Genomic DNA, 19630 nt, shown 5'->3' with positions numbered 1-19630 from the left:
CCCGCACCCGCTCCACCAGAAGGGCCTGCCATGCCTGCCTCAACCGCTGACCCCAGCGCTTCCGGATCCGCCGTCACAGTCCTCGGCCTCGGGCCGATGGGGCGTGCACTCGCCGGCGCCTTCCTCGATGCCGGGGTGGCCACCACCGTCTGGAACCGCACGTCCGGGAAGGCTGAAGGTCTCGCGGCCCGCGGCGCCGCGGTCGCCTCATCGGCCGCCGAAGCCGCTGCCGCAAGTCCGGTGACCGTCGTGTGCGTGGTCAACTACGACGCCTCCGACGCGGTGCTGCGCACCGACGCTGCAGCCGCCGCGCTGAAGGGCCGCACCCTCGTCAACCTGAGCAACGACACCCCCGACCGGGCCCGGGATGCCGGAGCGTGGGCCGCGGACCGGGGCATCGGCTACCTGGACGGCGCCATCCTCACCCCGACCACCACCATCGGGACACCGGACGCGAGTTTCGTCCTCGCGGGCCCGCGCGACCTGGCCGACGCCGTCGAACCCCTGCTCGGGGCCCTGGGCGGTGCCCGCACACACGCAGGGGAGGAGATCGGCCGCGCAGCAGCGTTCGACCTGGCCGTACTGGACATCTTCTGGACCGCCTGCGCCGGCTACCTCCACGCCGCTGCGGCCGCCCGGACCGAGGGCATCTCGGCGGCGGAACTCGGCCCGTTCGCCGACGGCGTCGCCGCGATCCTCCCGGGCGTCTTCGCGGACATGGCGCAGGAAACCGACGCCGGCAGCCACTCCGGGGAGGGCAACCCGATCACCTCGTCGGCGTCGGCCATGGCCCACATCGTCGCCGCCTCGGAGGCGCACGGAATCGACGCCAGCGTGATGCGCGTGGTTGAAGGGCTCGCGCGCCGCGCGATCGGGCTCGGCCACGGAGCAGACGGCTTCACCCGCGTGGCCGAGGTCCTGCGCCCGTGACTCGGCTCAGGGGGCGCGGATGAGCGAGACGAAGCACACGTCCGCCGTTCTGCACAGTCCTACCCGGACTGCATAACCTGGAGGGACGCCCCCAGAGGGCGTGGCCCCGGTGAGCTCCGCATCCTTCGGGGGGTGGGTGCGTCGAGCCGCCGGGGTTCTTCTGCGCAGAGGACTGCTGGGCGCGCGGGCGGGCCCGAAGCACCCGGGCAGAGTCCTCGGCTGGGTGGCGCTGAGTACGCGCCGCGGCCCGCAGCCGCCCCTTCAGCGGCTGCTCGCTCTGCTTAGCCGGTGCCTTCGGTGCCTTCGGTGCCGTCTCCGCCGTCGGCCTTCTCGGCCTTTGCGGTGAACGCGAAGGACAGCCCCGCACCCAGGCACAGGCCGATGGCGATGCCCATCGCCAGGTTGTCCAGCGCAGTCCCCAGTGCGACGCCGATCGGCAGCCCCATGCCGACACCGATCGCGTAGTTGGGGCTGCCCTTCTGCGGTTCGGGCGCTTCGTCGGCGGGCATGGCAGCGGCTCCTTGGCGGGTGGACGGTCGGGCGGCGGCGCGGTCCGCTGCCGGTGGCGGCGGGTCAGGCACTGGCGGTGGGGTCCTCAGCGCCGCGGGCGGGACCGCTGCCCGCCGGGAGGATGCAGGAGGGCAGACCGCCCAGGAAGAGGGCGACGGCGATGCCGAGGGCCATCGTGGAAGAGCCCGTCTTGGTGGTGTTCATCGGGGGACCCTCACAACGGTAGCGCTGCGGCCTCTTCTGCTGCGCGGCTGCCGGGCGTCAGCCGCGTGCCTGCTCCGGGGCGCCGCGCGTGCAGCCGACCGCCGCGAAGGCCGCCGCGAAGCACGCGGCAGTCGCGGCCGAGGCGAGGAGGTCTCCCGTCACCGCGGCCAGTCCGATTCCGGCGGCGGCCCCGGCGGCCAGGCCCCAGTTCGCGTCCTTCGCGCTGCCCTCTGCTCTGTTTGCCATGGGCCGATCCTGTCCCGCAGCGGTGCCGCTGCCCCAGTCGCCGGGATCACGTGCTTCCCATGACGGCTGTCATGGGAAGCACCGGAGGGGTGCAGTGAAGAGCTGCCGCAGGGTGGTCATGGAGGCACCCATTGCGGGGTAGGGGGTGGTCAAGGCCCGGAGCGCCGGCCGCCTTCGGAGCGGGCGGCAGCGCAGCCGGGCGCCGCGCGGCACGGGGGAGGCGCGCGATGGAGGAGGACGAACCGGCCCGGCCGGAGGAGACGCCCGTCGAGATCAAGGGCGGACTGTGGCCGATGATCCATACTGAGCGCGCCGACCTGGTTGAGGACCTCGAAGCGCTGCCGGCCGAGCGGTGGGAGACGGTCTCGCTCTGCCGCAGCCTGACCGTGCGCGAGATCCTCGCGCACCTGACCTCCACCGCGCGGATGAATACCGCCCAGTGGGCCGTCGCGTTCGTGCGGTCCGGGTTCGACCGCGACCGCCAGATCTCGATGGCGCTGCAGGAGTGCCTGGGGGCGGACGCCGGAGAGACGCTGGAACTGTTCCGCGAGACGGTCTCCAGCACAGTGAAGCCGGTGCTGTCGGCGTCAGCGGTGCTCGGCGAGGTCCTGGTGCACGGTGAGGACATCCGGAGGCCCCTCGGAATCCGGCGCGAGGGATCGGTCGTCGCCGCGACCGAAGCCGCCCGGTACTACCACCGCACCGACGTGCTGCCCGTCGTCGGCCGGCGCACCGCGGGCCTCCGGCTCATTGCGACCGACGGCCCCTTCAACGGCGGGACCGGGCAGGAGGTGGCCGGCCGGACGCTGGCCCTTCTCATGGCCATGGCCGGCCGCTCCTGCTACTGCACCGAGCTGGAAGGCGACGGCGTCGGCCTATTGCGGGAGCGCTGCCAGAGCGGCGCAGCGTACTGAGCGGCGGGCACGGGGCTGTGCCTCCGGGGGTGCGGTGCTGCGCCGCCGTCACCGGTCAGCGGCGGCGGACGTCCCGCGGCGCCAGGCCGAACCTCTCCCGGAACGCCACGCTGAACGCGCTCGGCGAGGTGAAGCCGGTCCGCCGCGCCACTTCGGCGACCGGCAGGGCGCGGTGGGCGGGATCGCCGAGCAGCTCCCGTGCCAGTTGGAGGCGGGTCTCCTTGATGAGCCGGCGCGGGGTGGTGCCGGCGGCCTGCAGCGCCAGCTGCACTTGCCGCAGCGACCAGCCGAGATCGGCGGCGATGGTCTCGCCGCGCAGGTCCGGGTCGCCGGCGTGCACCCGCACGTGCTGCCGGGCCGCTTCCTCGATTCCGGCGAGCCGGCCGCGGAACCGGGAGCCGGGGCCGCCGCCCAGCGAGAGGCAGGTGATCTCGGCGATGCGCTGCACCACCGCGTCGAACTCCCCTTCGGTCACCTCCCAGTACCGGTCGAGCACGGCGGACGCCATCGCGGCGATGACCGCGCCCAGGCCGGACGACAGGTCGAGCGGGCTCGGCATCCGCGCCTGCGCTCCGATGCGCGCCGCCACCTGCTCACGCGGCAGCGACAGCACGAGCGAGCGGGATGATGCGGGCTGGTCGATGGAGAACGGCTGCGCCGCCGTCGCCAGGCCCGCCTGGCCGGGCGCCACCCGGATGCAGAGGCCGTTCTGCTCCAGCCGCAGCCACCCGCTCTGGCTGATGAAGACCAGGTAGGGGTCTGCTGCGCTCCGGCCGCCGGCTGCGGCCGGCGGCCGGTCGGGCGGACGGTTGAGGACCCGGCCGGAGAGCACCCGGCCCGTCCGCACGTCGCCCTGCACACCCCACTCGCCCCACAGGTGCCGCGCGTCGGCCAGCCCCAGCCCGCCCGCGTCGATCTGGTCGCCCCGGACCGTCGCGGCCGCCATCGCGACACCGGGTTCCTGTCTGCATTCCGTCATCGGAGTGAACCCCCACACCGCCCGCTCAGGGCATTCATTTCCCAGTCGGCGTCCCCGAAGGAAAACGCCGGTCCGATTCCGCTGATCCTGGCCTTCGTTCCGGAATGCAGCGCCATTTCCGACGGGCCCGTCCGGATACTCAGATTCCCTCGGCGCGTCTCCGCGGAACAGGTGTCCGGCCCCCGGCCCGCCCGCCGGCCGCTGGACGCCCGCTCCCCCTGCAGTGTGCGTGATCCGCGGCGCGGAAGCGCGGACGCCGCCGTGGGGATCGCCTGGATCGTAGCGTTTCTGCGCCATCCGGGAACTGCGAATCCGGCGCTGCAGACTGTCGGCCTCGCCACGTATGTTCCGCACTCAGTGTGCGCTTCAGGCAATCCGGGGTGGCGCTGAACGACACCTCTCCGTGGTGTCTCCTAATGCCTCGTGTTGCGGTTGTCCACCGGCGAGGTTTTCTTTCCTCCTATTTCGCCTCCGTGCGGATATGGTCCGATCCTGTCGGCCGCGGCCGGATCCCGGAGGCCCAGCCGCTGGCCCGGAACCCCCGTTCGGGACGGCGGTCCATCGGGAGCACGGCGGGCGCAGGGGCAACGCCTGCGCCCGCCGGCCGGGGCGCCGCCCGGTGCTCCACGAGTCCGCCACATCCCGGTAGGAGGGCGCAGTGCAGGACGCATCCGACAACCAGCGGTCTTCGCCCGCACGGGTCGCGACCGTCGGCGCCGTCTCCACCATCGCCGCGGGCCTCGTCGGCACCGCAGTGTTCGGGGTCGGCGCCGTCAGCCATTGGGACGAGCTCTCCGACGGGTCCACCTGGCTGTGGAGCGCCACCGGGGAGGTGGCCCGCGTCAACGCCTACAGCGGACGGGTAGAGCTCGCCCAAGGGGTGGAAGCCGCCGCCGACCACCCGGTGCGCCTCGCGCAGAACGGCGAGCACGTCGTGGTGCACGACCTCGACGCCGGCACCATGACCTCCATCGACCTGGTCCGCCTGGAGCAGTCGGGTACGGCCGAGGCCGGCGCCGACCACCACCTGGTTTTCGGTCCGAAGGGCGCCGTGGTCATCGACCGGGAGGCGGGCGAGGTGCGCCGCGTCGACCCGGAGACGCTGCAGCCGGTGGGCGAACCGCTGCGGGTCTCCGGCCCGATCGCCGGCGGCGCCTTCGACGGCCAGGGCCTCCTGTGGTTCGCGGTCCCCTCGCAGGGCACCGCGGTCGCCGTCGACCCGGCGGGCGACGGCGCACCGGAAGCCGTCGACAGCGTCGCCGTGGGCGACCCCGGCGCCGACCTGGTGGCCACCGTGCTCGACACCGGCGTCCTCGTCGCCGACCGGGACACCGGCGTCATCACGCGCGCCGGAGACGGGCGCCCGCACACGGTCGACTCCCCGGTGCCGCTGGACGGCGCCGAGATGCCCGAGCGCACCCACGGCGGGCTCGCCCCGATCACCGTTCCGGACGCGGCGCGCGTCGTCGCCGTCGACGGCCTCGACGGCGACCTCGCCGCAGACGAGGTGGCGGTGCCCGGCGGCCGGCCCGACCCCGCCCTCGCCTTCGCGGACCGCATCTACGTTCCGCAGCCCGCAGACGGCTCGGTGCGCGAATTCGGTGCCGACGGCGGCCAGGGCAGCCGGATCGAGGTGCCGGGCGGCGACACCGGCGAAGTCCACCTTGAACTGCGCGACGAGCACCTGTTCATCAACGCGCCCTCGTCCGACCTCGCACTGATCGTCGACACCGACGGTTCGGTGCGCGAAGTGAGCAAATACGAGCCCGAGCCGGATCCCGGCGGCGAAGGCGACGGCGGCGCCCCCGCGGAGAGCGGCTCCGACCCCGGAGACGACTACGTCGAGGGATCCGAGCCGGAAGTGCCCGAGCGGCCCGACCTCGGCGACGCGAGCAGCCCCGACGAGGAGGGCGAGCACCTCGCCGGCGAGCCGAAGGCGCGCCCGGAGGAAGAGGAGGGCGAACCGGAGGACGCCCCCGGCGGCGGCCACGGCGGGGAGGCGCCGCCCGCGCGGCCCGAGGAGGGCCACGGCCCGGGACGTCCCGAGCAGCCCGGCCCCGGGCACGGGGGCCCCGGGCTGCCCGACCCGGAACTGCAGCTGCCCGAGCTCGAAGAACCGGAGCTGCCCGCGCCGCCCGGCGGGGAGAACCCCGGGCATCCCGGTGACGGGGAGCCTGAGGAGCCCGGTGAGGAGCTTCCCGAGCTGCCGGGCTGGCCGGGCCCCGCTCCCGAGCCGGAGCCCGAACCCGAGCCCGAGCCGGAGGAGCCGCCGGGCGAGGAACCGCCGCCCACCGAGCCCCCGGTCGAGGAGCCGTCCCCCGAAGAGCCCCCCGTCGAGGAGCCGGAACCCACCGAGCCGCCGGTCGAGGAGCCGGCGCCGGAAGAACCAGCCCCCGAGGAACCGCCGGTGGAGGAGCCGGCGCCGGAAGAGCCGCCCGCGGAGGAGCCGCCCGGGAGCGAGCCGCCGCCTGCCGACCCCGCCCCGGAGCCTCCGCCCGAGGAGGAGCCGCCGGTGGAGGAGCCGGCGCCGGAGCGCAGCGGGGGATGACAGACGCGGCCCCTTCGTCCGCAGCGCCTGTGCTCGGCGGAGGAAGGGGCCGAGAGAGCTCGTCGGATGGGAGCAGTGCAGAACATGGTGGACACCGCAGCGGCGGCCCCTGAGCGGGCGGAGCTGGCGCCCGAACTGGCCGCGAAGCGCATCGGGGCGCTCGGGGAGGCGATCGGCGGCGCCGTCGTCGGCAAGCCCGACGCCGTCCGCCTGGCACTGGTGGCGCTGCTCTGCGAGGGCCACCTGCTCCTGGAGGACGTGCCCGGTGTCGGCAAGACCACGCTGGCCCGCGCAATCGCGGCGGTCACCGGCGGGACCTGCCGGCGGATCCAGTTCACCCCCGACCTGCTGCCCTCCGACGTGACCGGTGTCCCCGTCTACGACACCGACGCCCGCGCCTTCGGCTTCCACCCCGGCCCGGTCTTCAGCAACGTCGTGATCGCCGACGAGATCAACCGCGCCTCGCCCAAGACCCAGTCGGCGCTGCTGGAGGTCATGGAGGAGCGCCAAGTCACCGTCGACGGCGAAGCCCGGCCGGTACCCCGCCCCTTCCTGGTGGTGGCCACCCAGAACCCGGTCGAGATGGACGGCACCTACCGGCTGCCCGAGGCCCAGCTCGACCGGTTCCTGATCCGGATCTCCCTCGGATACCCGGACAGCGCCGCCGAAATGGCCGTCATGCGCGGCGAAACGCTGCAGCGGCCGGAAGAGCTGCCGCCGCTCGCCGGCGGCGAGGAGCTGGCCGAGCTCCGTGCTGCCGCGGAGCGCGTCTACGTGCACGACGCCGTCTTCGACTACGTGCTGCGCATCGCCCAGGCGACCCGCGCGCACAGCGAGGTGCGCGTCGGGGTGTCGCCGCGCGCCACCCGGGCCTTCATCGCGGCGCTGCGTGCCGCCGCCGCGGCCGACGGCCGCGCCTTCGCGACGCCGGAGGACGTGAAGAGCCTCGTCGGACCGGTCTGGGCACACCGCCTGATCCTGGCCCCCGGGGCGGCGGTCGGCGGCCGTACGGCCGAGGCGCTGCTCGACGATGTCCTCGCCGAGGTTCCGGCCCCCGACCCCGCAGCCACGGCAGGGGTGTGACGTGGGTGCGGCAGGCGACATCGGAACACCGGCGGCTCCCCGGCCGGCGCAGGTCCCCGTCTCCGCACCCCGCACCCGGACGGAGCGATCAGCCCGTGCGGGGCGCGCGCCGGTGCGCCGGGGGGAATGCGGCCGGCGCGGGAGGTGCGGTTCCGCAGGCCGGCTGACCCGGGACTCGGCGGAGCGCAGGGCACGACGTTCCACGGCCGGCGGTGCGCCCGCCCTTGGCGCCATGCGCCGGGGAGAGCGCTGCCGGGGAGGGCTGGGGCCCTCGTCCGCCGCGGAGGCATCCGCGGATTCCGGACCCTCCGGCGGCTCCCGAAGCCGCTGCGCAGAGCAGCGCACCGGTGCTTGCGGGAGCGGCGCCGGGAGGCCGGTTCCGGTACTGGCCGCTTGCGTGGGCGGCACCGCCGCGGGATCGGTGAAGTCTGCGGCAGGTGGGGCTTCCCCTGCGGCGCCGGTGTGCCGGGTGGAACACCGCCACCGTGCCGCCGCGGCGCGCGGCGGCGCTTCCGCGAGCGGACTGGGCCGCCGTGGTGGGGAAGCGGCGAAGGTGCGCGGAGGTGTCCGCGCTGCGCGGCTGAACCCTGCGCATTCCACGGCCGGACCGGTGCCCGGTCCCGTACCGGCACGCCCGGTGGCAGGCAGGGGGCGCAGTCCGGTCCGGCGCGGCCCGGCTGCGGTCGGCCGAACCGGAGACAGCCGCGCCGCGCGGCAGCCGGGCGCTGAGCCCGTGGCCGGCGGCCTTCCGGCACCGTCCGAGGGCCGGATTCCGGCGGCCGCGCCGCCCGCTCAGCCGAGCACGGCCCCGGCCGGGCACGCCGGGGGTGCCCCGTGACGGCGGAGGGACACGGCGCGGCGCACCCCACCCGCCGCGGGTGGGCGGTGCTTGCGGCGGCGCTGCTGCTGGCGGGGGCCGGATTCGTGCTCGGGCACCGCGAGTTCATCGTGCTGGGCGGAACCGCGCTGGCGGTCCTGCTGCTGGCTGCGCTGCTCGTCGGCCGGCTGCGCCCGATGGAGGTGCACCGGACGGTTCCGCTGGACCGCGTCTCGCCCGGCGGCGAGGTCGAGGTGCGGCTCACCGTCGCGCACACGGGCGCGGGCGGAGGGCGGCGGGCGCACACGGTCGCCGACCCGGTACGCGGGCCTTCCGGCACCGCGCTGCACGCCGTTGCGGTCGACGGGACCGCCGAGACCGCGACCGGTGTCTACCGCATCCCCGCCCAGCGCCGCGGCGTGCTCGAACTCGGGCCGGCCGTGCTGCTGCGGCGCGATCCGCTCGGACTGGTGGAAGCCGCCCGCGGCGGGGGCGGAACCGACCGCGTGTGGATCCATCCGCGCTGGTCGATGCCGCAGGCGATGCCGGCCGGCGCGGTCGAGGACCCGCAGGGCGGCCAGGATGGCGGACGCCTCGGCAGCGTTGCGTTCCACGCGCTGCGGGAGTACGTGCCCGGCGACGACGTGCGCCACATCCATTGGCGCAGTACGGCGCGCCACGGACGGCTCATGGTCCGCGACCACGTGGACACCACCCACACCCGGCTGACCGTCGTGGCCGATGACCGCGCCGGCGCAGCCGTCGACGACCGGGACGCGCTCGACGAGGTGGCCGGAGCCGCCGCGGCGATCTGCGCGGCCGCCGTGCACGAGCGCTGGGCGTGCGAACTCCGGCTGGTCAGCGGCGGATCGCGGGAGAGCAGCGGGCACCTGGGGCCGCTGCTCGATCTGCTCGCCGAGGCCGAGCCGCACCCGCGCGCCGACCCCGCCACGGAGTTCCAGCGGCTCTGGGACCGGCCCTCCGCCGACACGGTCGTGCTGGTCAGCGCGTCGCTCACGACCGCTGAGGCGCACCGGTTCTGCGGCCTGCGCGGCCGCTATGCGCGCCTGGTCGTGGTCGCGCTGCGGCCCTTCGGCGCGCCGCTGGCCGGCCTGCCGGGCGCGACCGTCGTCAACGCGGCCGGCGCCGAGGACCTCGCCGCACGATGGGGGCAGGGATGGGCCGCCTGAGAACCGCCGCCGCGCACGCGGCACTCACCGCGGCCGCGGCAGCCCCGGCCCTCGCCCTGGCGCCGATCTACACCGACCCGGTGCAGGCCGCAGCGCTCCTTGTGCTCTGGCCGGTGGCGGCCGTCCCGCTGACCCTGCTCGCGGCGCGCGGCTTCGCTGCGCCGATCGCGCTCCTGCTGCTTCTGCCGCTGCCAGTGGCCGGGGTGGCAGCGCTGGCGTCCGCCCTTCCCGGGCCGGTCACCCCGGTCGCGGCGGCCACTCTCGACGCGGTTGCCAACTCCGGCGCGCGCATCATCACCACCGCGGTCCCCTCCGCCGTCACGGCGGACCTGCTCGCCCTGCCCGCGCTGGCCGGATGGCTGTGCGCGTCGGCGGCCGCAATCGCACTGCGCGGCGGGCGCCCGCTGCTCGCCGTGTTCTGCCCGCTGCCGGTGCTCGTCGGCGCGACCGTCCTCAAAGGGCCCGACGCCCAGCACGCGTACGGGGCGGCTGCGCTCTATGCGCTCGCTTGCATCGCCGTCCTCGCCATCGCCGCCGCCGACCCGGCTGCGGACGGCCGCGGCGGTCCGCACGCAGGGCGCCGGGCGCACCGCGTCCGCCGAACGGTGTCCGTCGCCGCCGTGGTGGCGGTGAGCGCGGCGGCGACGACCTACGTCGGCCCGCTCGCCCTCTACAGCACGGGCGTGGCCCCCGCCGATCTGCGCGATGCGACCGCTCCCGAAGAGGAGGACGACGACGCGGTCAGCCCGCTGAGCCACCTGCCGCAGTGGGCGGCCGAGCCGGACCAGCCGCTGCTCAGCGTCGCCGCCGACGAGCCGACCGAGCTGCGCTGGGTGACGCTCTCCGAGTTCGACGGCATCACCTGGCAGCCCGACCGCGCCTACCGCGCCAGTTCGGAGGTGCTGCCCGAGCCGGAGGCCCGCGTCCCGCAGGGCGAGGAGCGCACGATCGCCGTCGAGGTGCACGGCCTGCCCGGAAACTGGCTGCCGGTCGCCGGCGTGCCGCACCGGGTGGAGGGGCCGCAGCTGGCCTACGACCCCGCCTCCTTCACCGTGCGCACCACCGGAGACGGCACGGGCGGAGGCGGACTGGAAGGGCTGGGCTACACCGCCTCCGGCACCGTTCCCTCCTACGACAAGGAGACGCTCGCCGCCGCGGGGGAGGCCGACCGGGAGCGGTTCGAGCGCTACCTGCGCCTGCCCGAGGGCGCTCCTGAGCAGCTGGACGAGATCGCCGGGCGCGTCGACGGAGCCTCTCCCTACCAGCGCGCCAACCGGCTGGCCGGCTACCTGCGGGCCAACTACGGCTACGACCCCGAAGCGCCGAGCGGCCACGGCTACGCCAACCTGGACCGCCTCCTCGCCGCGCCCGGCGAGGAGGGCGGCGCGGGCACCTCCGAGCAGTTCGCCAGCGCCTTCGCGCTGCTCGCGCGGGCGGCCGGCCTGCCCAGCAGGGTGGTCGCCGGGTTCGGCCCGGGGGTGGAGCACGGCGGGGCGCAGCTCATCCGCAGCGGCGACGCCGTGGCCTGGGGCGAGGTGTACCTGGACGGAGTCGGCTGGGCGCCGTTCGACGTGACCCCGGGCGACCCGAAGACCAACGGCGCCGGATCCGCCAGCGAGCGACCCGGCGGGGACAGCGCAGACGGCAGCGACTCCGGCGACAGGGAGGAACCGGACGACTCCTTCTTCCGCACCACCGGCGCTTACCTCGACGTCGCCTTCGCCTGGCGGGCCGCCGGCATCACCGCCGCGGCAGTCCCCGCCTCGATCGGACTCGCCGCCGCGCTTCTCGCGGCGGCCCGCGCCCTGCACCGCCACCGGCGGCTGCGTGCGCGCGCGGCGCCGCAGCAGATCGCCGGAGCCTGGCGCGAACTGCGCGATGCCCTCTGGCTCAGCGGCGCCGCGCCGGCGGCGGGAGCAACGGTGGCGGAGGTGGTGAGTGCGGCCGACCGCCGGCTGCCGCCGTCTCCCGAGGCGCCGCGGGCCTGGACCGTCGGCACCGCTGTCACCGCCCTGGCCTTCGCCCCCGAGGAGGAGCGGTCCGCTGCCGGCGGGGCCGGCGAGGCCCAGCGTGCGGCGGACGAGGTGCGGGAGTACACGAGCGCGCTGCGCAAGAGCCTCCCGCTGGGCCGCCGCATCGTGTGGTGGGCCGACCCGCGGCCGCTGCTGCACCTGCTCCGCAGACCGCCGTAGCCGGCGGCGCAGCGACACAGCGCCGCGCAGGGCGTGCAGGAGTCCCGTCCGTTCCCGCACCTGCTCCGCACGGCGCCGAGCTGCGCGCGGACCGTACACCCGCCCCGCGGCCACCAGCACACCCTCGACCCACCGACCGGAAGGAGCGTGCCATGCCCCTGCGCAGACGAAGCTCGCGCACGGACCCGTGGCAGGAACTCGGGCTGCATACTCCGACGATCCTGCACCACGGCCGCGAGGCCGACCTGTACCGGGCGAAGGGCGCGGCGAACGACGTGCCCGTCGTGGTCAAGATCCTGGCGGAGCCGATCCGGGGGCGCGACGAGGTCGAGCGCTGGCGGATGCTCTCCTCCCAGCAGGGGATCCTCTCCCTGCTGGAGAACGGGGTGACCGCGGACGGCCGTCCGTATGCCGTCATGGAGGAGAGCCCGCGCGGCAGCTACGCCGACGTTCTCGCGGCGACCGGCCCCCTCCCGCCCGCGGAGGCGGCCGGTGTCGGGGTCCGCATCGCCGAAGCCCTCGAAGCGGTCCACCGGCACAGCCTGCTGCACCACGCCGTCACGCCGGACAACGTGCTCTGGACCCGGTTCGGTGCCGCCCTGATCGACTTCGGATCGGCGCTGCCTGCGTCCCACCCGTTTCCGCCGGCCTACTACGGTCCGTTCACCGTCGAGCACGTGCCGCCGGAGGAGCTTGCGGGCGAAACCCCGTCGCCGGCGTCGGACGTCTACCGGCTGGCCGCCACCCTCTGGCACCTGCTGGTCGGCCACCCGCCCTTCTCCGACACCGGCCACCCGGGTGCGGGCGGCCCCGGTCCGGGACTCGGACCCACCGCGGACACCGTCGCCGAACGCACCCTCCGCTATCCGGCGCCGCGGGTGCCCCGCGACGACGTGCCCGGCTGGCTCACCGACGCGCTGGCGCACGCGTTGGACGCCGACCCCGCCGGCCGCCCGCAGAGCGCCGCATGCTTCGGACGCATCCTCCGCCAGCAGGAGCCTCCGCAGCTGAGGCCCTTGCCGACGGCGCACTGGACCGATGCGCCGGCGCCGGCGGCGGCCGAGCCCGCCGGTGCCGGCGCCGGTAGGGGACGGGTCGCCGTGCCCGCCCCGGCCCCCGCTCCAGCAGCCGACGGGGAACCGGGTGGGGCCGCCCCCGGGCCGGAAGAGCATCTTGGCGAGTCCGAACGGCCGCCGAACGAGCGCCTCGTGCACTGGTCGGAGGCTGCGGCAGCCCCGCGAGAACCCCGCCGGGTGCTGCCGCTGATCGCGGCGGCGGCCGCGCTCGTCGCGGTTGCGGGCGGCGGCGCCGTGGTGGCCGCGTGGATGTTCGGCGGGGGCGGTGAACCGCAGGCCGGCGCTGCCGAAACAGAGCAGGAGAAGCGCGCTGCAGACGAGCAGGCAGCCGAGGAGGAAGTGGCCCGCGCCGTCGCCGCTGAGGAAGAGCGCTCAGCCGAACCGACAGTGGCGCCCGACGCCCCGTCCGACGTGGAGATCCGCGACGGCACCATCAGCGCCACCCTCACCTGGACCGCCGCCACCGACGCCCCGCACTACATCGTCGGCGCCCCCGACGGCAGCGCCCCGCAGACCATGGCCCACGCCGCCCCCGGAACCTCCACCACCGAGGTCACCGGCCTCAACCCCGACATGGACTACTGCTTCCGCGTGGTCGCCGTCCACACGGCGGATTCCCTGACCCATTCCGAGGAGGTGTGCACCGAGCGGATCCAATAAAAAGGATCGGAATGGCAACGAGGCCTACTCGCATTCCTTCGGGTAATGGATAGAGGGTCGCCATGATTGAGGAATTGGCGAAACAGCCGGTATTTGTGCAAGTGGCAATCGTGGCCATTTGTAGCTATTTTGTAGTCCTTCCGCTTCGACTGTTGGCGGCAGAAATATCGAAGAGGATGGCCGATGAGCATTCCCGTGTGGCGGAAAGCGATATATCGGCAAGAAAGGCAAAGAATAATTCAATTCCGAATAAGTACAAGGCTGAGGACTCAAGGGACCATTTCACAAAGAGGCCATACGTGGCGAGCATGGTTTCGCAAGGAGTCCGGTCAGTTTGGGCGAGTCGCGGCAGTCGCCTTTTTGTGGGCTCATTTAATTTGCGCAGGATTGCGATGCAATCGGCCAGGATGGCGGCAGGGATGACTCGAATGGAGTGGCTTTCCAGAGAAAATCGCCAAAGGGCATTTCGGTCCGCGGGGATTGAGTACCGTCGACGCAGCAATTCGCGGCCGGGGCGCCAGTGAACGGAAAAGAGATGGATGAACTGGTGTTGTACTCAGGATTGGTTCTTGCGTTCTCTGCCATTTTAATCCAAGCGTTTTGGATTGGAAGACGAACCACGGGAAGGTATTCGAAAGGGAGTGTTGGATATTCAGCCAGAATTATCAAAAATTCATGGAAAGTGTCGGATTCGCTATATCGTATAGAGCATAGCAATCTTGGTGTGGACGAGAGCAGGCGACGACTGAATCTTGTCCTTGAGGAAGAGATTGATTCGGCGAAATACCTAGAAGAGACTCGGGGAGTTGAATCCTCTAGTGGCCGATTGCAAGAATTGGGGCACTGGGAAAATTACTCAAGGATTGAATATAAAGAAATCAATGACAGGTTGGTCAAGGATCTTGATCTTATTGAATCCCTGCTGATTCAAGGCGAATTGGGTGATAGTGAAAATCGGTAGAAAATGGACGCATGGGCAGTCCATTTTCGCCAAAGGGCTCAATTCATTGGCCTTTTCTCTTGTCGGAAAAGATGGTTGATGGCTACAACATGGGCTATTCTGTCGTTGGCCTTCCTTGTTTCCTGTTTCTCGGTGTATTCCAGCGCGCGCCCTTATATTACTGAGATCCAGACGAAACGGCGGAAAATTAAAGACCAGCGGGAAGAAGCTGTCGTTCGCACCGACGAAGATAAGTACGTTGAAAATAGTGAAAAATGGAATCAGAAAACTGGGTATCCTGAGATTGTTGTAATGGCTTCATATGAGGGCCAGTCGCACATCAATCAGTTTATTGCTGACGTGGTGGAGTCTGCCGGCGTAGATGATTATGCCCAGGCCTTATGCTTTAATCTCCAAAGAGAAGGGGTCATCGATTTCGCATGGCATGAAGTGAGAGATTCTAGTCCGGATCAGATTAAGGTACATAATCGATCTGGAAGGTTGGATCAGCGCGACGCCGAGGATGCAGAGAGGTACCTTCGCAGCGTTGTTTCGGGGAGGCGTGAATTGGAGGCAGTGCTCCATCGTTATGATCCGAGCTTAACGCTCGACGATTTGATGAAGAACTCGGAACCCTCATACCACGAACTTCTAGAGAAGGAAATGAGCAAGTACGCGGATAAATCTGAGGAGATCTCCAAGAGAAACGGGTGGGACGCAAACGATCAAGTTGTGGCGGAAATGGCCGATGCTGGAGGAGGCCCCCTTTCCAGGGAGACGGTTAAACGAATGGAGGATCCGAGGTCGCTTCCAGGAAAAAGTCAGGGGTTGGAGGACTCAAGGTACCCACTAGGTTCGTATACGCGCGACGGAAAGCTTCGTTTGAGTGCATATATTAAGTACGGGAGAAAAGTGAAGTCCGATGAGGGGGGAGGAAGGCGGTGGCGAATTGGAGGTTCGAATTCCCAATCGAAAGGTAATGTTAAATGAACGGCATTTTGGGTATAGATGCCTGGGGTTCGGTGATTTCGGTAGCTGATTTTATGGCGCTTGCTGCCATGGCGGCGACAGCCCTAATAACCCTTGTGAACTGGTCGGGGGTATTTCATGACTTGTCTGCAAAATCGGGTTGGGATCTGAAGAAGCGCCGCGAAGCAGAGATAGCCCGAGTGGTTGGTGAAACGCTGCCCAAGCAGATTGGGCTGCTGCGGACTAAAGAAGATGTTGTCGCTGAGATCGTAGAATCGGTTCGCACGGAATCTGCAAGTGAGCAGCGCGCTCAGAAAATGGCACGTGCATTCGAACGAATCGACGCAATCGACCGGGCGGCAACGGAGATTAATGCGCGTGTAGAAGCACGGCGAGAGCAGATCGAGCACGAGTTTGCTGAGTTGATAGACCAGCGGTACTCGGAGGCCCGGGCGCTCATTGCGCGAAGGTGTGTCGCCCTCGTATGCGGGGGGGCAGGGGCAGTGCTCCTAGGGATCTGGCTGTTCTGAACCGGGTCGGCCGCCAGGGGAGGGGCGGCCGACCCGGAGGTCTACTCAGGCCCAGCGGCTGGTGATGGGGAGTCTGCGGTCGCGGCCGAGGTTGCGGCGGGTGATCTTGGGGCCGGGCGGGTAGGCGCGGCGGATGTGTTCGGCCCGGTCGACCATGTGCACGACGCGGTGCACCAGGTCGGCGGAGAAGCCGTCGGCGATCAGGGCGCGGACGCCCTTGTCCGTGCCGATGTAGGACTCGAGCAGTGCGTCGAGCAGGCGCTGGTCCGGCAGCGGGGGACCGTCCGCCGACGGGTTCGGGCGCGTCGGGCGGTCGATGCACGGCGTCGGGACCGGTGCGGGGGAGCCGTCCTGGGCCGCGGTGGCGTTCCGCCAGCGCGCCAGTTCGCCCACCAGCGATGCCCAGCAGTCCTTCAGCGGAGCGAAGGCGCCGTTCGGATCGCCGTAGTGGCCGCACAGTCCCATGGCGAGCATGCTCTTGTCCGCCGTCGCCAGCATCAGATGGCCCTCTTCAGCGGCCAGCGCAGCGGCGATTCCGCCCCGGACCCGGTCCTCCAGCGCCGGCATGGCGCCCGGTGCGGCGCCGATCTCGGTCCGGAAGGCATCCGCCAGCGCGGCCACCGGCTGCAGGCGGCGGACCAGACCGCCGTGCTTCACCGCCTCCTCGGCGTCCGCGGTCTCCTCCAGCGTCGTGGTCTCACCCGGGGTGAGCAGGGCGTGCACGTTCTCCGCGCCCACGGCGTCCGCGGCGATGGCGGCCGTCAGCACCGAGTCCACGCTGCCGGAGACATCCACCAGGACCGACGAGAACCCGTTCTTCTGCACGTGGTCGCGCACACCGGTGACCAGCGCCTTGTATACCTCGCCGGTGTCGTCTACCGGGTCCGGGCGCGGTGTCAGCACCGGTGGGCTCGGCGGGCGCGGGGCGGGCGGCGCCGTGGGGATGATGTGGCGCACGACCGGGCGCCCCGCGGCGGTGTCCGGAAGCTCGGCCACCGGCGGCCCTTCGGGCAGCTCCACGTCGGTGACGAGCAGGGTCTCCTCGAACTGCGGAGCACGCGCGAGCAGCTCGCCGTTGGTGTCGACGATGAGGGAGTCCCCCTCGAAGACCAGCTCGTCCTGAGCTCCGGTCATGTTGACGTAGCCGACTGCCACACCGGTCTCGCGGGCGCGGCGGCCGCACAGCTCAAGGCGCACGTCGTCCTTGTGCCGCTCGTACGGCGAACCGTTCAGGGTGATGAGCATGCCGGCGCGCGACTCGCGCACGGCCGACACCGGTCCGCCGTCCTGCCACAGGTCCTCGCAGATGGCGAAGGCGATGTCGGCACCGTGCAGCCGCAGCACCGGCAGGGCATCACCGGGGACGAAGTAGCGGAACTCGTCGAACACGCCGTAGTTCGGCAGGTGGTGCTTGGCGGCGATCAGCCGGACCGCGCCGCGGTGCAGCACGGCCAGTGAGTTCTGGGGTGCGCCGGCGGGCGCACCCGAGCGCGGGCGCTCATCGTCGCGGCGGCTCAGGAAGCCCACCACACAGGGCATGTCGCCGAGCCCCTCCGCTGCCAGCCGCGCGGCGAGGCGGTGGGTGGCAGTGATCGAAGCGGAGACGAAGTCGTTCCGCAGGGCGAGGTCCTCGACGGAGTAGCCGGTCACCACCATTTCGGGGAACACGGCCATATGGGCTCCAGCTTCGTTCGCCGACCGAGCGAAGGCGACGACGCTGTCGCAGTTACCTTCCAGATCGCCCACCGTGGGGTTCATCTGGGCCAGAGCTATACGGATTCTCAGCACGGGGGAATGGTAACGGACAAAACATCGATACTCGTCCCCCGTGGTAAGGGAATGCGGCCCGGGGTTCCGGTACGGGACGGCGGCGAATGCGCGGTGTTGGTGTCCGCAAATCGCCGAGTCAGGAGACTTGAGTGGTGCCGCACGACAATAGGAGGTGTTTCCGGAAGAGAATATGTAGGGTTTCCGAATAAATTGCATTCCACGGCCGCACCTCCGTGGCCAGCGGTTTTGGGGCGGCGAGCACCCAGGGTGGCGGTCCGTGCGGGACGGGTTCCGGTGGAATCGGTCGGCAGCGAGCCCGCGATCCGCGGCTGATCCAGTGGGTGCGGTTTGCGCGGATGTGCCGCACTGCCGTTTTCTGGGTGGCGGCCATCACATCCCGATGCGCCCCCTTTCGGCTGCCTCCGCCGGTGAACTCGACGGACCGCCGCCCCGCGCATCCGGAACGTCATCAGATCCCCCGGCGTGCACAGCACGCCTCCCCGAATCCTGAACTCACAGTCGCGGAGCGAGACAACGCGGTCTCCGCCGACGACGAAAGGGACCCCCCGTGGAAGCCATCGAAACAGGGGTCGTCGCTGTCAACGACGCCTTCTGGGGATACTTTCTGATCCCCGTCCTCATCATCCTCAGCCTGTACTTCACCTTCGGCTCCGGCCTGGTGCAGTTCCGGCTGGTCCCGGAGATGTTCCGCGCCATCAAGGAGCGCCCGGGGCACACCGCTGAAGACGGCGGGAAGCCCATCTCCGCCTTCGAGGCCTTCGCCGTTTCGGCCGCGGCGCGCATCGGCACCGGCAACATCGCCGGTGTGGCCACCGCGATCGCCCTGGGCGGCGCCGGCGCGGTGTTCTGGATGTGGGTGATGGCGCTGCTGGTCGGCGCCGCGAGCTTCATCGAGTCGACGCTCGCCCAGCTGTATAAGGAGCGCGACAAGTCCGGATTCCACGGCGGTCCCGCCTACTACATGAAGCACGGCCTCAAGAAACCGTGGATGGGCGTGCTGTTCGCCGTCATCATCACCGTGACCTTCGGCCTGGTCTTCACCACGGTGCAGAGCAACACCATCACCGGGGCGATCGGCAACTCCGTCACTGCGGCCGGCGGCGAGCCCGCGTCCTGGCTCCCGCTCGCCCTCGGGATCGTCCTCGCCGCCGTCACCGCGGCGATCATCTTCGGCGGCGCCCGCCGCATCGCGCACGTCGCCTCCCTGGTGGTGCCGTTCATGGCGGCGCTCTACATCCTCATGGGCCTTCTCATCATCGCCATGAACATCACGGCGGTGCCCGGCATGGTCGCCGAGATCGTCGCGCAGGCGTTCGGTCTGCGGGAGGCAGCCGCCGGCGCGGTCGGCACCGCGATCGTCCAGGGCATCCGGCGCGGCATGTTCTCCAACGAGGCAGGCCTCGGCTCCGCCCCCAACGCCGCGGCCAGCGCCGCGGTGAGCCACCCCGCCAAGCAGGGCCTGGTGCAGACCCTCGGCGTCTACTTCGACACCCTCATCGTCTGCTCGACCACGGCCTTCATCATCCTGCTCTCCGGTGTCGGCATGGACGCCGAAGCCGGCCCGACGCTGACCCAGTCCGCGGTGGACGCGGCCCTCGGGCCGTGGGCGGTCCACCTGCTGACCGCGATCATCCTGCTGGTCGCCTACACCTCGGTGCTCGGCAACGCCTTCTACGGGGAGGCCAACGTCGGCTACCTCTCGCAGAACCCGATGGCCATCAACGGGTTCCGCGCGGCCAACGTCCTGATGACCTTCCTCGGCGCCGTCGGCTCCGCCAGCCTGGTCTGGAGCATGGCCGACGTCGCCATGGGCCTGATGGCGGTGGTGAACCTCGCCGCGATCGCGCTGCTCGCGCCCACGGCGTTCCGCGTGCTGAAGGACTACGTGGACCAGCGCAAGGACGGCAAGGACCCGGTGTTCACCCGGGACCGGATCCCCGGCCTGGAGAACGTGCAGTGCTGGGAGCACGCAGACGTGGAGCACTTCCGCGCGGAGAAGACCCCGTCCGTGTGACCGCCGGCCGTCCCGAAGCCGGTGCGGCTCCGGGATA

Annotated in this window: 16 protein-coding genes; 11 read left to right on the top strand and 5 right to left on the bottom strand. The window is 71.3% G+C overall.

Annotation, left to right across the window (positions count from 1 at the left end; genetic code table 11):
* The first annotated feature begins 30 nt into the window (after positions 1–30).
* Positions 31–930, top strand: a complete 900-nt coding sequence (locus tag ACYVGT_RS09545) for an NAD(P)-dependent oxidoreductase (protein WP_460856113.1) — start codon at positions 31–33, stop codon at positions 928–930.
* 281 nt (positions 931–1211) lie between these two features.
* Here the strand turns inward: ACYVGT_RS09545 and ACYVGT_RS09540 are convergent, their stop codons facing one another.
* The 3 genes from ACYVGT_RS09540 to ACYVGT_RS09530 all read right to left on the bottom strand — a co-directional run bounded on the left by ACYVGT_RS09540 (position 1212) and on the right by ACYVGT_RS09530 (position 1890).
* Complete coding sequence (locus ACYVGT_RS09540) at positions 1212–1439, bottom strand: hypothetical protein (protein ID WP_460856110.1); 228 nt, start codon at positions 1437–1439, stop codon at positions 1212–1214.
* 64 nt (positions 1440–1503) lie between these two features.
* Positions 1504–1644, bottom strand: coding sequence for a hypothetical protein (locus tag ACYVGT_RS09535; RefSeq protein ID WP_460856109.1), 141 nt, complete (start codon positions 1642–1644; stop codon positions 1504–1506).
* A gap of 57 nt (positions 1645–1701) precedes the next feature.
* The gene (locus tag ACYVGT_RS09530; RefSeq protein WP_460856108.1) at positions 1702–1890 is read right to left on the bottom strand and encodes a hypothetical protein; all 189 of its coding nucleotides are present in this window, start codon (positions 1888–1890) and stop codon (positions 1702–1704) included.
* Between the two features lie 227 nt (positions 1891–2117).
* Here ACYVGT_RS09530 and ACYVGT_RS09525 point away from each other — a divergent pair, with 227 nt between their 5' ends.
* A complete protein-coding gene (locus tag ACYVGT_RS09525) occupies positions 2118–2804 on the top strand; it encodes a maleylpyruvate isomerase family mycothiol-dependent enzyme (protein ID WP_460856107.1) in 687 nt (228 codons plus the stop codon).
* Positions 2805–2859: 55 nt separating this feature from the next.
* Here ACYVGT_RS09525 and ACYVGT_RS09520 read toward each other — a convergent pair whose 3' ends face one another.
* Positions 2860–3783: an AraC family transcriptional regulator gene (locus ACYVGT_RS09520; protein ID WP_460856106.1), complete on the bottom strand. Its 924-nt coding sequence runs from the start codon at positions 3781–3783 to the stop codon at positions 2860–2862.
* Positions 3784–4441: 658 nt separating this feature from the next.
* On the opposite strand from ACYVGT_RS09520, the gene ACYVGT_RS09515 reads away from it, so the two are divergent.
* From ACYVGT_RS09515 to ACYVGT_RS09480, 8 genes are all read left to right on the top strand, one after another.
* Positions 4442–6331 (top strand): NHL repeat-containing protein, encoded by a 1890-nt coding sequence (locus ACYVGT_RS09515; RefSeq protein WP_460856105.1) that lies wholly within the window; start codon positions 4442–4444, stop codon positions 6329–6331.
* 84 nt (positions 6332–6415) lie between these two features.
* The gene (locus ACYVGT_RS09510; RefSeq protein WP_460856230.1) at positions 6416–7414 is read left to right on the top strand and encodes an AAA family ATPase; all 999 of its coding nucleotides are present in this window, start codon (positions 6416–6418) and stop codon (positions 7412–7414) included.
* 834 nt (positions 7415–8248) lie between these two features.
* Positions 8249–9421 carry a DUF58 domain-containing protein gene (locus ACYVGT_RS09505; protein ID WP_460856104.1) on the top strand — a complete coding sequence of 391 codons (1173 nt, stop codon included), beginning with the start codon at positions 8249–8251 and terminating at the stop codon, positions 9419–9421.
* A complete protein-coding gene (locus tag ACYVGT_RS09500) occupies positions 9409–11613 on the top strand; it encodes a DUF3488 and transglutaminase-like domain-containing protein (RefSeq protein WP_460856103.1) in 2205 nt (734 codons plus the stop codon). The genes ACYVGT_RS09505 and ACYVGT_RS09500 overlap by 13 nt, the downstream gene beginning before the upstream one ends.
* Before the next feature lie 152 nt (positions 11614–11765).
* Positions 11766–13349, top strand: a complete 1584-nt coding sequence (locus tag ACYVGT_RS09495) for a protein kinase domain-containing protein (RefSeq protein ID WP_460856102.1) — start codon at positions 11766–11768, stop codon at positions 13347–13349.
* 535 nt (positions 13350–13884) lie between these two features.
* On the top strand, positions 13885–14310 hold the full coding sequence (locus ACYVGT_RS09490; RefSeq protein ID WP_460856101.1) for a hypothetical protein: 426 nt from the start codon (positions 13885–13887) through the stop codon (positions 14308–14310).
* A 78-nt stretch (positions 14311–14388) separates the two neighbouring features.
* Entirely contained in the window at positions 14389–15279 is an 891-nt protein-coding gene (locus ACYVGT_RS09485) for a hypothetical protein (protein ID WP_460856100.1), read from the top strand.
* Entirely contained in the window at positions 15276–15788 is a 513-nt protein-coding gene (locus ACYVGT_RS09480; RefSeq protein ID WP_460856099.1) for a hypothetical protein, read from the top strand. Before ACYVGT_RS09485 ends, ACYVGT_RS09480 begins: the two co-directional genes overlap by 4 nt.
* A 45-nt stretch (positions 15789–15833) precedes the next feature.
* On the opposite strand, the gene nadE is transcribed toward ACYVGT_RS09480, so the two are convergent.
* Complete coding sequence (gene nadE / locus ACYVGT_RS09475; RefSeq protein WP_460856098.1) at positions 15834–17576, bottom strand: NAD(+) synthase; 1743 nt, start codon at positions 17574–17576, stop codon at positions 15834–15836.
* A 550-nt stretch (positions 17577–18126) separates the two neighbouring features.
* On the opposite strand from nadE, the gene ACYVGT_RS09470 reads away from it, so the two are divergent.
* Positions 18127–19593, top strand: a complete 1467-nt coding sequence (locus tag ACYVGT_RS09470) for an alanine/glycine:cation symporter family protein (RefSeq protein ID WP_460856097.1) — start codon at positions 18127–18129, stop codon at positions 19591–19593.
* Positions 19594–19630: the final 37 nt, after the last annotated feature.

The sequence above is a fragment of the Nocardiopsis coralliicola genome (assembly GCF_054779695.1).
Note: the sequence above shows the minus strand (reverse complement) of the source record. Positions and strands in the feature narration are given on the sequence as shown.